The following is a 12,565-nucleotide window of genomic DNA, read 5'->3' as shown; positions in this document are numbered from 1 at the left end:
AAGCTACTTGGCGAAATAGCCCGCAATTTCGACCGAAGCCGTTCCGAGGGTTATTCCTAGAATGAAGAACCAAATTCCTAGAAGGTCCAGACCAATCCCATCTACAAACTTAGCCTTCAGTCGGCTGGTGAGGTTGTCGGTGTCCCGCATACGTTCAGCGGTTTCATCTGCGAGCAGTTTCCTTAGGGCATCTACTTCACGCTTAAACTTGTCTTGAACATCGCCGACCTCCTTATGGAGGGCATCCATATTTTGCTCAAGTACACCAATGCGTTGCTCAAGCGTGGCTCCGCTTCCAGCCGTTGCCCTTCCCCGGGCACGGCCTGAAAACACAATCGCAGAGGTTCCGGAGCCAAGCACAGTCTCGCCTTCGCTAAAACGAGGCCTAGTAGAGGCCCACTGTTTTGCCCACGACCACAACGTAGCTAGAAGACTCGGATACCCGAATTGCCGCAGGGTGCCATGCAGGCCGACCAACAGCAGGCAGAAGCCGACGATCTGTAGCAATAGGCCAGTAAGGCGCACTAGGGGCTCATTCGAGGGCAAGCTTGAGACTAGCACCATGGCCATCGCTGGAGCGCCTACCGCCGCCCAGATAAGGCGCGGTCTCCAAAATACCCATTGAAGTAGGCGGGATACATACCTCAGGATTTGCAGGAGCTGTGTGCTCAGCTTTGTCATTCTAGCCGCTCGATTGCCTTCGTGGGGTCTAGCGTAGCACTTCCGAGTTAGCCTAGAGCGGCGGTACCGGCCTGCCCCGACAGCCGAACTTGCCGCCCGTGGCGCTGTCCTTGATTGCCTGGTTGTAGAAGCTGCCCTTTGAGGAGGCCGCCAGCAGCGCATCAACGGTGGTCCGGTCGATGGCGCAGTAATGATACCACGTGCCCTTGAGCCGGATGAGCAGGTAGGAGTTTTCTTGGTTGTAGCAGACACGCTTGACCACGCTGCTGTCCAGCTCTCCCGTGCAATCGAACTTGGCGAGGTCCACTGGTCCGCGATACTTCACGTCAACGGTCTCAGCGAGGACAGGCCCCAAGGCTAGGCACAAGGCCAGCACCACGAATAAGGAGAAGAGGATAAGGCCCGGTTGTCGCGCCTGTCGTTGTTCGTGCGGTGACAGCGCGTCAAAGGCGGCCTTCTGTTTCTGCCCCCGGGCTCTGTGTGCTAGCGCCCCCATTCTATCCCCCATGGCCGGTGCGGTTGTGGATCAGGTGACTATGGTTTTGAGATACGCCTCCAGGACCTTTTCAGCCATCGGAACTCCGCGCTCTTTCAGCGTCCTGACCGCCGTATTAAGCAACCTTTTGACGCGCCCAGGGTTAGGCTGGTCCTGCTGAGCCTCACGCTCGGTGGAGACAATGGCATCTTCGATTTCTTCTCTATGCTCAATTGCCAAGGATGCGCGGGCTACCTCGTCGCGGGCCATAGCGAGAACGTGCTGAAGCTCAGCTACGTCAATCCCGGCGCTAGCTTTGATGCCGCCCTCGATCTTCTGCGAGTTGCCATCGCCCACCATGACGGCTGCGGCTCCGCCACGATTGTCGATGCTCACTGTTGGCTTTGCCATGGTCACTCCTTCCGAAAGGCCAAGGCTGAGGTCTGCGATAAGTCCCATGCGGTCAGCCTGAAGCGCCAGCCGAAGTTCGGCAACGTCCCTCGATAGCCAAGAGGCGTCGCGCCTGTGGAAGGCCCCACCCGAAACGGGAAACTTCTCGCATGCTTCACCGGCCATCACTGCCAATGCTTGGTCTAGCGCATCCGCATAGTCATAGGAAGATTGGCCTGCGAGCCGCACAATGACACCGCATGCGTCTTGGCAAGCTGAGCTGTAGTGATCCCGTATCGCATTGGCAGTGAGGGAGTAGAACCGGCTTCCGCCGTAGGCTCCATTGCCACTGGCATCCATTGCAAGGCGGCCGAGCGCGTCTGGCAGCCTTTCCAGTCGCCTCCGTGCCGCACGCACTGCTGCCTGCAAGTATTCCTCGTTCATGCGCGGACGATACCTCGTACTTGAAGACTACCAAATGGCTGGCTGTAGGCGCGAAGACAGGTCATCATCCCTTAATCATCTGGCGAAGCACAGAGGTCGTCAGCCATTCCTTTTGCCGGTGGATCATTCGGTGGCAGTTGGAGCAGACTAGGGCGAGGTCGGTGAGATTGGTCTTATCGCCCTCCCTCAGCGTGTGGAGAGGTTGCATGTGATGGACCTCAATAAACCCGTCCCCGTGTGGGCCGTAGCGCTCGCCGAAAGAAAGGTCGCAGACCTCGCAACGCAGCTCTCCCACTTCTCGAAGGGCCAACCGTTTCCGGGCTTCCACCAGCTTGCGGCTGCGTTCCCTACGCTGATGAAGGGCCGCTAAGAGGCGGCCTTCCGGTGCCTCTAGGATGTCCAAGCTGTCGTCCGTGATAGTGGGAGCTTTTGCACCTGCCTGTACGGCGGCCCTTATGGCCTCGGCGGTGTCCCGTAGTCGGTCGGGGTCCCCGGCAAATTCATTCCACACATGCTGGTCCTCCTTGCTGCCATGAGCCAGCCCCACTTTGCCGACTTTCGCGAACTCGGGATCGAAGCGCCGAAAGTTCATGACCTTCATGTAGACGCCATTGGAATTGCGAAAGGTCCCCTCTCTGTCCAAGCCAAGAGCCACGGCCAGCGTATTCAGGGTATCCGAGAGTTCCCGGACCTTGGTGCTTTGCTTCCCTGGAGGGGACATGGGGTTCTGGGCGTAGAGGTCCAGCGCCAGGATCAGCTCATCGCGATGCCATGGAGGATTGCGCGGGGTCGCTTCCGAAGAAACCTCAAAGCCCAGCTCGCGGAGCTTTGCGGCTACGGTGTTCTCTCCCCCGGAGAAGTCCGCGCTGCTTAGCGGCCCTAATTGCCCCTCAAGATGGCCGTGAGCCGCTCCGGCGATAGCCTTGGAATCGTAGTGTTGGCCAGCATGAACCAGCAGGTATTTTTGGGCGCGACCAAAGCCATACTTTGCAAGGAATGCTGATTGGCCCAAGTTGTCATATTCGGCGATAGCCGATTCGACAGCCTTTGCTGTAAGGCTAGATAAGCCCATCTCGCTCCCCAAATCATGTACTCAACGACGATGCTACACGATACTTCGAACATGGCGAATGTCACATTGAACGAGGACGCATTAGCGGTGCTCTTGAAGGCGGCTGCGACCGACCCTCTACGAGAGTTTCGGTTTGCACGGCGGCCTGGCATTTGGGCGAGACGTGTTGCCCGCAAATACAGCGGGGAGATCGCCGAAGATCACGGACCAATGAGTCGGGCAGACCTTCGAACGTTAACAAAGGCCCAGCCGGACCTGTCAGACGACAGCATCTTAGCGATATGCGCCTGGGGCGGAATGCGCGTTGGCCACGGAGCGGCGTTCTGGCAGTCCCGCTCAACGTGGATGCCGGTGCTGAAGAGCGCATTAGCTCCCGGAACTACGCGACAAGAGGCTTACAGGCAGCTCAGTGCTGCGCGACGGTTAGGACAACTTCCGGGCATGGGCGTGGCGTACTTTACAAAGCTGATCCACTTCTTGAGGCCTGAGCTAGGAGCGTACATCCTTGACCAATGGTTGGGCCGCTCAGTCAATGTCCTATTCTCAAGCGAAATCATCAAGCTTACACACGGTGCCACAGTGGTATCGGATGAGAACTCCGCCGAAGTCTACGAGCGCTATTGCAGCATGATTGAGGGGCTCGCCGAGAGGATACCCGTTGCCCCAGATGCCCTTGAGCCCACCTTGTTTAGCTACGGCGGAAGGCAAAAAGGTGTGTGGAGGCAATACGTGGTCAACAACGGGTGACTGCTAGACCAAGATGATGGCTGCGGCGAGGAGTACCGTGCTGCCAATCATAAGGAGGGCATTGCGGACAATCCCGTTCTCAGCCTTCCTAAGGTCAGTCTTGGTGGCAGGTTCGCGCATTGGCGTGGCCTCTACGATGCAACTGCGAATTATGTGCTTACTGGCACGAGTGTTTGCAAGCTGCTGCATCATCCTTCCGCTTCGACCGACAGCCGCTTGGATAGCCGCGACAGGGTGGACGTGGAGACCCCAGTTGCCGCCACGATGCTGGCCCACGTCTGGCCCCTCTTGAGCATGCCCATCAAGGCAGCATTGCGCTCGGCGTTCTCGGGCCGTCCCTTGTAGGCTCCCGAGGCCTTGGCTTTCTCGATACCCTGGGTCTGCCTCCGACGACGATCCTCGTAGTCCTTGCGGGCGATAGCGGCCAGCATGTCCAGCATCATGCCGTTAATGGCATCCAACATCCGGGTGGAGAACTCATCCGCCCCAGCCTGGAGCAATTGATGGGAGGTGGGAAGGTCTAGGGCGACCACGCGGACGCGCTTGGAGGCAATCTCCGCCTTGAGCTTCTCCCAGTCGGCAGCGTTAAGGCGGCTTAAGCGGTCCACTTGTTCCACCAGGAGAACGTCTCCTGGCTGGCAGTCCGAGAGGAGGCGGAAGAGTTCGGGTCGCTGCAGGGAAGCACCGCTCTCGTTCTCCACATAGGACGCAGCAACCCTCAGCCCACGCTCATCCACAAACCGCTGGAGGTCTGCCTTGGCGCGGCCGGCATCTTGTTCCTTAGTGGAGGCGCGGAGGTATGCGCGGATGAACATCTAGAAAGCTCCATGCTTCGCTTTGGGTAACTTCGATAATATCGCTGCGCTTTGAGTTGTCAATGCGATTTATCGAAGTGCGATTTGGAGGGGCTTGGGGCGCTTCGCTTGAGGCATACCCAAATGATAGAGGCTTGCGGGTGCCTGTCGAAGACATGGAGACGGGGCCTAGCGGAAGGGCGGAGCGTGGCCCCTACCTCCGTGAGAGTACCTGGAGGGCGTGGAGATGGCCTGGGAGTTTTCCAGGCCCCCACCAGGGGGAAGCCGCGCAACTGCCACGTATATTCAAGCGCTCGCGTGAGGCACCCTTGTGGCGCTCCGGGAATCAGCTAGGGGTTGTAGGATCGGAGCGGAGGGCAAGATGGCGCTTGAGTTCAGCAATCCACTTAAGGGAATTGAGAGGTGCCCTCAATGCAACGTCGCCAGCCCCTTGCTCGTGCAACAGTGGGCGCACGTGCAGCATCTCGAAGATGATATTGGAGTGTATTGGGCGACCTATACGTGTTCCAGTTGCCAGAGAGTGACGCTCGCGGAAGGCTTCGCCTCCAACCTGGATGACTACGGAAACGTACAAGACCAAGCCATTAGGGTGATCTACCCCAATCCGAAATTGGTGGACGGTAGCTTGCCAAGCGATGCCCAGCGATACCTCAAGCAAGCAATCGACACGAAGTTTGCCCCTGACGCCTCAATCATGATGGCGGCGTCCGCAGTGGACGCGATGCTCAAGGAAAAGGGCTACAAGGAGGGAAGTCTCTACTCCAGGATAGACAGGGCTGTTTCCGACCACCTCCTTACGGAGGGAATGGCAAAATGGGCGCATCGCGTGCGCCTCGAAGCAAATGCCGTGCGCCATGCCGATGAAACCGCAAGGCCCCCAAGCGAGAAGGATGCTGAACGTGTGGTCGAGTTCGCGTCGGCTCTAGGCGACTTCCTTTTCGTATTCACGGCCAGGGTTGATGAAGGTATCCAGGAGACAGCCTCCTAAGGTCAGTCAAGTTAGGCCGGCGCAGACTTGTGGCCCTTTTTCAAGTGGACGGGTCGTCCTGCTCGACAACCATCCGCATATGGTACCCTCGGGAGTAGCCAAAGCTGACCGCCTTTGCTGCCCTGCCCAGCTTCTCTTCAAGCTCAGCGTTGACCTCAAGAAGCGCCCTAACGGCCTGCCTTGGATTTCCATCATACGCCTTGATGGCCTCCTCCGTCGCTTCCTCCAGGAGGTCGGTCTGGGTCTTCGTTGAGGATACTGCTGAAGTCACGCAGCCAGCCGCCCTGTCTGATAGCCACTGCGTTGACGATGGCGCGGGCGGGCCGCTCTCTGACGATGGTACTCAGAGGCGAACCTGTCAGGATCAGTGCAGCGGACCTCCAGGAGGGGCTCCAAGCTTTCCCCAAAAAGACACTGCTCCGAGGCGCTGAGGTCATCCAGGGTGCGAAACATGAGGCTCTGCGCGAGGAGGTCCTCAGGTCTGCCCTCATTGAAGAGACCCTCGTCCACCAAGTCGCGGATTACATCCAGGTAGTCCATATGGAACTGCCACTCCCAGATGTCGGCGTGGCGGAATAGGGGCGCGGCGGACTGGGCTTCGTGCAGAACTTGGCTGGTCGGCATGTTGGCCTCCTCAACGTGTTCCTCGTATAGAACAAAAAGAGAACACAAGAGTCAAGGGGCACCTCCTAGCAGGCTTGGAGACACTGAGAGAGGGAGGCTATCGCTTCATCCCCTCCCTGTCCCGATGCAACTCTGTCCGGTAACTTCACGGTCACATTAAGCACTAATGTCTCGGCAGCCCTCTCGTGCCCCGAGCTTGATTGAGGCCGATGATGGCGAAGCCTAGGCCCCTATACCAGGAGGAGGCAGGGAGGAGAGGCATAGGGGGAGAGATAAACTCAGGGTCTCCAAATCCGCTTCTCTTCTACCGTCAGGCAAACGCCTAGCCGCTCGGCAGGAATGGCCCGCATGGCCGCCGCCGCGTCGGCCTTGAAGACATCAGCCACGAGCAAACCATCATGGCACGGTAGGGCGACGATCCCTCGGCCGATAAGCCGAAGCAGGACGGCCACCATCAGGTCGCTCTCGGTCCGGGTGAAGCTTGGCGCTATGTTGATTCCAAAAGTCGGCACGATGCCTGGATGTGCCTCCGAAATGGCCGCCATGAGCTGCCTCGCGGTCCACCCTGCCGGCAGGAGATTGCGGAGGTCATCGGAGAGACGGCGGAGCGGGCCATGGCGCGAGAACAGCATGGAGACAGCCTTCTTGACGCCCTCCCGGTGGCCCTCCAGTCCTGGGATGCAATACGGGTCGCCCTCTGGCAGCGGTAGGCCCTGGTGGTGATACGCAAGGTTGACGAAGCACGAGGCCCAGTCCAGGTCCGCCACAGGCCGGCCGCCGATGGTGATGAATTGGCGCTTTGTCTTCTCCAGAGGTTGCCAGAAGCCCCGGTAGAGCCGGCCATAGGCACCGAAATGATGATGATCGCCGGGATCAATCTGGAACATGCGCACGAGCCGAGTATCTAGACGCCTCGTCCCGGCCAGCCGAATGTCGGAACCCTCAAGAGCGGCGTTGATCTCCTCCATCTCGGTCCGCATCGTCTCGGTCTCGGCGGTCTCCGCATAGTCCACAAGCACCTTCTGCCTAGCCCGCCCAACGCTGGCCTCCTTGAGGATAATGGTCTCGCCTCCAGGCATCCGCCCTATGTCATTCTGAGACAGCGCCAAAGGCCTCAGGCGGGCCTTGAGGACCTCAGTGGGTTCAAGTGCCGTGCGGTCTCGCCCTCGCCTCCCAGCATATCGCGACACCAGCCCAGCGGCCTCCAAGCGCTCCACGGCCAGCCGAATGACCTCGCGCGGGAAGTCTCGTCGGTCGTAGCGAGTCAAGGCAGTGTTCTTCAGGGAAACAGCGAGCCGGCCTCCCTGTGGCACCTCCAGCCATACGTGAGCAAGGTTTGCGATAAGACACCACGTAACCGCTCGGCGGCGCTCCAGGGCATCGCGGCGCTGTCGGGAAAGCTTCGGGGCGGCCTGTTCGGTTTCGAGGAAGATGGCGTCGGCAAGGCCGCATAGGGTGTCGCTGAGAGGGACCATCCGGGGGTCAAAATGGAGGTCCTTTGCTGGGGAGGAGCCTTCCGGCTCCCCCTCCTCATGCCCCGCCATCCCCGCCATTCTAGCCCTCCACGACGATACCGAGTGAAGGGAGGGCGAGGGGATCGCGTTGTCGGTACTCTGCGATCTTGGCGCGGGGGACTGTCAAGGCGAGCCCATGGGCCACTAAGCGCGGGGAGCTGGTGGTTGGCTTTCCGAGCTTCGCCTGGCGGTCCAGGCGCAGCCGGCCTTCGTCGAGGGCATGGGCGACCTCGGAGAGTGGCTTGAAGCCGTGGTAGTCCTTGGAGGACCAACTCGCGCCGCTGCTTCGGCGGACATATCCATCTCCTGGCGCAACGTGCTTCCAGAACTCTTTGTGGACATGGGCGTGGATGACTGCCGGCTTGGAGAACTCGGCGAGCAATCTCACGAGCCCTTCGGCGATTAGAGGCTCGGGGTTCCGGGCAAAGCCTCCTCCCCACAGGATGCCCTCGTTGCCACCTCCTGCCCAGGTAATGCCGTAGGTTCCCTTAGGCTCAGAGAAGCCTCCAGCCTTCTGGTTGGGCTCCTTCCAGGTCTCCACAAAGGCCGTAATGCCTCCGGGGTTGTCTATCTGCGCGGCGGTGAAGCCGTATTTGGAATTGCCTGCCATTTTGCAGGGTCCTTCTCGTATGGACGAGCGCGGGCCAGCACCGAGCAGGAGGCCCGGCGCTGGTTGTTCGCTCTGGATTGCTGTTGTGGGTTCCTAGCGCTGCGGCTGGAGCATCTCTGAGAACGTCGCGGGGACATCTCCCTCACGCTGCCGGCGCTTCTCCAGGCGGGCCGCGCTGGCCTCCCGTTGGCGAGCGCCGATCAATTTCTGAAGTTCGACATTCTGGATCACGAGGTACTTCTTCGCAGCCCTACGGTACCTTTCGGCTTGTTCCCCCAAGGCCCACAACCGCGTACCCTTCACGTCTGGGTCACCATCCGGCATGTCCTGGTAGGTCTCACTCTCGATGATCCCACCCAAGACGTACTTGAGGCTTGGCTGGCCGGGAATATGCGCGGAAAGCTCTTGGAGCACCTCATAGGCGTTCCGTCCCTCGTTCGGTCCCTCAGTGAGGGTTATGTCCCGAAGGTCGAGCCCTTCGAACTCTGGGCTTGGTGAACCGATTCCGGCCTTTCCCGTCTCCAGGATCATACGGTTGTGTTCCGTCTCCACCAAGTCCGCGTCATCATGGGTGATGAGGCCCACGCGGCGGAATAGGGGCTCCCCGAAGGCATCGCGACGGGCCGGGAGGGTCTTTGAGTAACCCGGAATGTCCTTCAGGGCCGTGTCTAGGACAGAGCGAGCCTCCCGGAGGTAGGGGTCGGGATTGGTCCCCCGGATGAGGCTGGATGCCGGCACCAGGTTCCCCAGCGTATTCCCAAGCCACTTTCCGCCGCGCTTCTCGGGTTCGCTAAGGGCCTGGACGGCTTGGTTGACGTTTGCCAGGAAGGTGCGGTCCGCAAAGTTCTTCGCCAGGGCATAGCCGAGCGCTGCAATAGAGACCTCCATGTCAGCTTCGGGGTCCACCTGCATTGCCTCCACAATGGTGGCGACCATGGACAAGGAGAGGCCCACCGGGTCCGCCTTGCTTAGGGGCACGTAAGTGCGGGTCCCGTCCTCATTCTCCACCACATAGCTGAAGGGTTGCCAGCCGGAAGCCGTGAGATGTCGTCGGACCTCCGGGTCCGTAGGCCCCGCCCCAGTGAGCTTGCCGGATAGTGCGAGGGTTGCGGCGAGCCCCATGAAGACGCTGCCAAGAGCCATCTGACCTACTGCCTGGGCCTGGCCTTCCGGTCCTGCCGCGCCCCGTATCGCACCAAGGTATTCCTTCTGGATCAGGTTCAGACCGGGGGTCATCTTGACGCCATAGCGGAGCACGTTGATGGGCGTCTTCACGAACGGCAGCACTAGGTGGAGCAACGGGTGGCGGGAGCGGACCTGTTGAACGGTGGCCCCAAAGGTTTGCGGCAGAAGCTCCTGCTGGAAGGTGGTCACCTGGGCCTCCCGTAGCGCCCGCTCGTCCAGCGCCCTCCCTGTCGCCGGGTCTATGGAGTCCTCCAGCCGCCGCGCTACGAAGGCGTGATAGTCCTTTCCAGTGAGACCGCGCTCCGCCGCCTCCACCGCCGCCTCGGCCTGCACCACCGCCCGATAGCGGAGTGTCTTGAAGAACTCGTCCACGGCCCCGAGGGTGCGAGTAGGGAGCCCGATCAGGTTCCGATAGTTGGCTGCGTTGAGCGCATTGTCCACAAAGTCGGAAACTGTCTTGATGGGTTTCCACTGGATGCGCGGCAAGGCGGCTCCGAGGGAGCCGCTCTGGAAGACCTCGGTACTATGGGGACTGAGGAGCGAGTCACCCCGCTTGAAAGCCTCCACCATGGCCGTCCAGCCGTCGCCCAGAGCCGCTACGGTCGCGGAGTATTCCTTGAGGGCTTGGCGGCGCATGGTGTTGCCCGTCTGGGGACCTACGGCGAAGGACCCTAAGAGTTTCTCGGTGGGCCTGCCCACGATCATCATGGCGGAACTGGTGACGTTCATCAGGTGCGTCGGCCAGAGCCACAGCAGATTGTTGGACAGGAGGAAGGCCCCCTCATCCGTCACTCTCCTGAGGAAACCTGGACTGACCGCCTGGGCGAGCTTCTTGGGGTCTCCCCCCGTAGCATAGAAGACCTTGGCGAGTTGCTCGGGGTCCATCGTCTTCACCTTGGCGAGGTCCTCGGGGGTGATCTTGAAGCCGCCCCGCATACGCCTCAACGCCCGCCCACTATTGGAGGATATGGACCGCGCCGATGCGAGAAGGGTCATGGAGGTGAGCACCTGGGAGCGGAGGGTTTCAGCCGCCTTCGCAGCGTCTCCACCCCATTCGTCCAGGAGCCCATGCCGTAGCTTGGTGGCGGTCGTGTAAGCGTCCTGGGTCATGGCGTTGGCTGTCAGATACCCGGCCTCCATCTTGGAGACCATCTGGGCGGCCCCCGCGCCGGCCTCGGTGATCTGGCCGATGAGGATGTCCGGTTCGTCCCCGAAGTATTCGGCCATCTGGCGGACCTTGGCATTGACGTTGGCGTCAGACATGATCGCGCCACCCTTCGCCTCATCCATCTGGCCCCTCAGTGTTTGCTCTGCGTTGGTGAGGAACGCGCGTAGGCCCTCGGTTGTGCGAAGCTTCTGCCACGGAAGGCGATTGCCCTTGGTCATGGCCTCGCCGGCCTCAGCGGCGGCCTCACGGCTGCCGTACTTAGAGATCGCTGCTACATCGGACTCGGTGCGCTTCAGGATTGTCTCAGTGTCCACGGTGGAGGCTTCTACGGGCGCGACGGGGCGGTGTGGATCGATCACCGCTTCGGCTCTTGGGGTCTCGCTGGGCGCCCCAGGGCGAGTCACAGTGGCCGATGCAGGGGCATCGGGAGCCGCTTGGCCGGGGATGCCCAGGGCCGTAGCCGGTTCGTCCTTCGAAGCGGGCTGCACTGTCGGCGTGAAGTCCATCCCGAATTCGTCGACGTTCGCCTGCCGTGCGTTGACGATGTCCGCCTGCTGTCTGATCGCTGCCGCGTCTGGGAGAGACCTATCGGCAAAGTCCATACCGAACTCATCAGCATTCGCCCCCCTGGCCTTCTCCAGCTTGGCAAGCTCTCGGATCGCCAGTTCCTCTTGGCCACTGCGAAGGAACTTAATGACCTTGACGGCACCCAGGAGGGCGAGGTCGGCCCCGATGCTCTCCAGTGCGTTCTTGAAGCGGCCCTCAGCGGGGGTGTCATCGGGAGCGGCGGCAAGGAATGCCGTCACGGGGTTCTGAAGGTCTGGAAAGGACTCGATGAGGTTAGACAGGCGCTCCTCGTGAGGGTCCAGGACTATGCCGCCAGCGACGGTACCGCGCCCCACCTCAAAGGCTGAAGCTGCGAACTTGCCGCCCTGCTGGAACTTCTGGGTTGCCTTGAGGGGAGCCATGAGCTTGCCCGCCCCGATGAGCCCCACAGCAAGCTGGGAGACCCCGGAAGCGAGCCCGTAGCCGGCGCTCTTGCGATCCAGTGCCCGGTCGGCGGCCTCTATGGAGCGGCGCATGGGGGACTTGTCGGCCTCGGCGGGCTCCCCTACCAGGAAGTCTTTGGCCTCGAAGACCGCCTTGGCCATGCCGCCGCCGATGGACTGCTGCATGTTATCCATGAAGTCGGGCATCAGGCTGGCCCCATTGAGGTTCCGAAGCACCGCCTCGTCCTTCTGGGCCTGTCCTGCGGCCAAGTCTGCGTCGGCGGCGGCGATGGCTCTGCGGAGCCTCTCCTCTTCCATCTTGGCGTCGGCCTGGGGGACGGGCGTAAGGGAGTGCGTTGAGTCCACTGTCGTGGCTCCTTTCATGTCAAAGGGTGTGCGGAAGGGTTGCCCCGAGAGATCGCCTCAGGGGGAGGAAGGACTGGATACCGTCACTGATCTGATGTCTCGGACGTGTCCCTCAAAGGCTAAGAGGGTCGAATAACTCTCCCCCGAGAAGGGACCTCGTTATGTCTCCCCCGAGGAAGGGAATGCCGTGGCGATGCTATCGTTCTATCAAGTAGGGCACTAATTGCGGGCAAGGCCGCTATCCCTCTTCAAGTAGAAGTCTATTTGGCCGGAGGCGCTGCTACTACTATCAAGCACAGTCCTAATTCCGGCAGGCTGCTATCGTCCTACTAAGCACGGCCCCAATTGCAATCAGCCTGCTATGCGCCTCTCGCCAAGATGGCGGCAAGCTGCCTCGTGAGGACGGACCGCATGGACTAAGTCCGAATATCTTCCACAGTCTCCAAGGGACTGCCGGGAGCATCCGCAAGGAGCTTCTGGCCCCTCACGGTTTGCTC

The 12,565-nt window shown here is 60.7% G+C and carries 12 protein-coding genes; 2 read left to right on the top strand and 10 right to left on the bottom strand.

Going from position 1 to position 12,565, the window contains the following annotated elements; all coding sequences use genetic code 11:
- Window positions 1–3 precede the first annotated feature (3 nt).
- The 4 genes from IG197_RS09015 to IG197_RS36745 all read right to left on the bottom strand — a co-directional run bounded on the left by IG197_RS09015 (window position 4) and on the right by IG197_RS36745 (window position 3,062).
- Complete coding sequence (locus IG197_RS09015) at window positions 4–570, bottom strand: hypothetical protein (protein ID WP_192318344.1); 567 nt, start codon at window positions 568–570, stop codon at window positions 4–6.
- Between the two features lie 163 nt (window positions 571–733).
- Complete coding sequence (locus tag IG197_RS09010; protein ID WP_192318342.1) at window positions 734–1,177, bottom strand: KTSC domain-containing protein; 444 nt, start codon at window positions 1,175–1,177, stop codon at window positions 734–736.
- Between the two features lie 30 nt (window positions 1,178–1,207).
- Window positions 1,208–1,990, bottom strand: coding sequence for a hypothetical protein (locus IG197_RS09005; RefSeq protein WP_192318340.1), 783 nt, complete (start codon window positions 1,988–1,990; stop codon window positions 1,208–1,210).
- Window positions 1,991–2,054: 64 nt separating this feature from the next.
- On the bottom strand, window positions 2,055–3,062 hold the full coding sequence (locus IG197_RS36745; RefSeq protein ID WP_192318338.1) for an HNH endonuclease: 1,008 nt from the start codon (window positions 3,060–3,062) through the stop codon (window positions 2,055–2,057).
- 15 nt (window positions 3,063–3,077) lie between these two features.
- On the opposite strand from IG197_RS36745, the gene IG197_RS36805 reads away from it, so the two are divergent.
- Window positions 3,078–3,809 carry a hypothetical protein gene (locus tag IG197_RS36805; RefSeq protein ID WP_371746522.1) on the top strand — a complete coding sequence of 244 codons (732 nt, stop codon included), beginning with the start codon at window positions 3,078–3,080 and terminating at the stop codon, window positions 3,807–3,809.
- A gap of 188 nt (window positions 3,810–3,997) precedes the next feature.
- On the opposite strand, the gene IG197_RS08990 is transcribed toward IG197_RS36805, so the two are convergent.
- The gene (locus tag IG197_RS08990; protein WP_192318334.1) at window positions 3,998–4,624 is read right to left on the bottom strand and encodes a recombinase family protein; all 627 of its coding nucleotides are present in this window, start codon (window positions 4,622–4,624) and stop codon (window positions 3,998–4,000) included.
- A 361-nt stretch (window positions 4,625–4,985) separates the two neighbouring features.
- Here IG197_RS08990 and IG197_RS08985 point away from each other — a divergent pair, with 361 nt between their 5' ends.
- Window positions 4,986–5,612 (top strand): DUF4145 domain-containing protein, encoded by a 627-nt coding sequence (locus IG197_RS08985; RefSeq protein ID WP_192318332.1) that lies wholly within the window; start codon window positions 4,986–4,988, stop codon window positions 5,610–5,612.
- A gap of 40 nt (window positions 5,613–5,652) precedes the next feature.
- On the opposite strand, the gene IG197_RS08980 is transcribed toward IG197_RS08985, so the two are convergent.
- The 5 genes from IG197_RS08980 to IG197_RS08960 form a co-directional block, all read right to left on the bottom strand.
- The gene (locus IG197_RS08980) at window positions 5,653–5,883 is read right to left on the bottom strand and encodes a hypothetical protein (protein WP_192318330.1); all 231 of its coding nucleotides are present in this window, start codon (window positions 5,881–5,883) and stop codon (window positions 5,653–5,655) included.
- Window positions 5,880–6,236 carry a hypothetical protein gene (locus IG197_RS08975; protein ID WP_192318329.1) on the bottom strand — a complete coding sequence of 119 codons (357 nt, stop codon included), beginning with the start codon at window positions 6,234–6,236 and terminating at the stop codon, window positions 5,880–5,882. The genes IG197_RS08980 and IG197_RS08975 overlap by 4 nt, the downstream gene beginning before the upstream one ends.
- 278 nt (window positions 6,237–6,514) lie before the next feature.
- Complete coding sequence (locus tag IG197_RS08970; protein WP_192318327.1) at window positions 6,515–7,789, bottom strand: hypothetical protein; 1,275 nt, start codon at window positions 7,787–7,789, stop codon at window positions 6,515–6,517.
- A gap of 1 nt (window position 7,790) precedes the next feature.
- The gene (locus IG197_RS08965) at window positions 7,791–8,360 is read right to left on the bottom strand and encodes a hypothetical protein (RefSeq protein WP_192318325.1); all 570 of its coding nucleotides are present in this window, start codon (window positions 8,358–8,360) and stop codon (window positions 7,791–7,793) included.
- Between the two features lie 93 nt (window positions 8,361–8,453).
- A complete protein-coding gene (locus tag IG197_RS08960; protein WP_246765342.1) occupies window positions 8,454–12,068 on the bottom strand; it encodes a hypothetical protein in 3,615 nt (1,204 codons plus the stop codon).
- Window positions 12,069–12,565: the final 497 nt, after the last annotated feature.

Origin of the sequence: Aminobacter sp. SR38 (genome assembly GCF_014843375.1) — a bacterium.
Lineage (GTDB): Bacteria > Pseudomonadota > Alphaproteobacteria > Rhizobiales > Rhizobiaceae > Aminobacter > Aminobacter ciceronei.
Note: the sequence above shows the minus strand (reverse complement) of the source record. Positions and strands in the feature narration are given on the sequence as shown.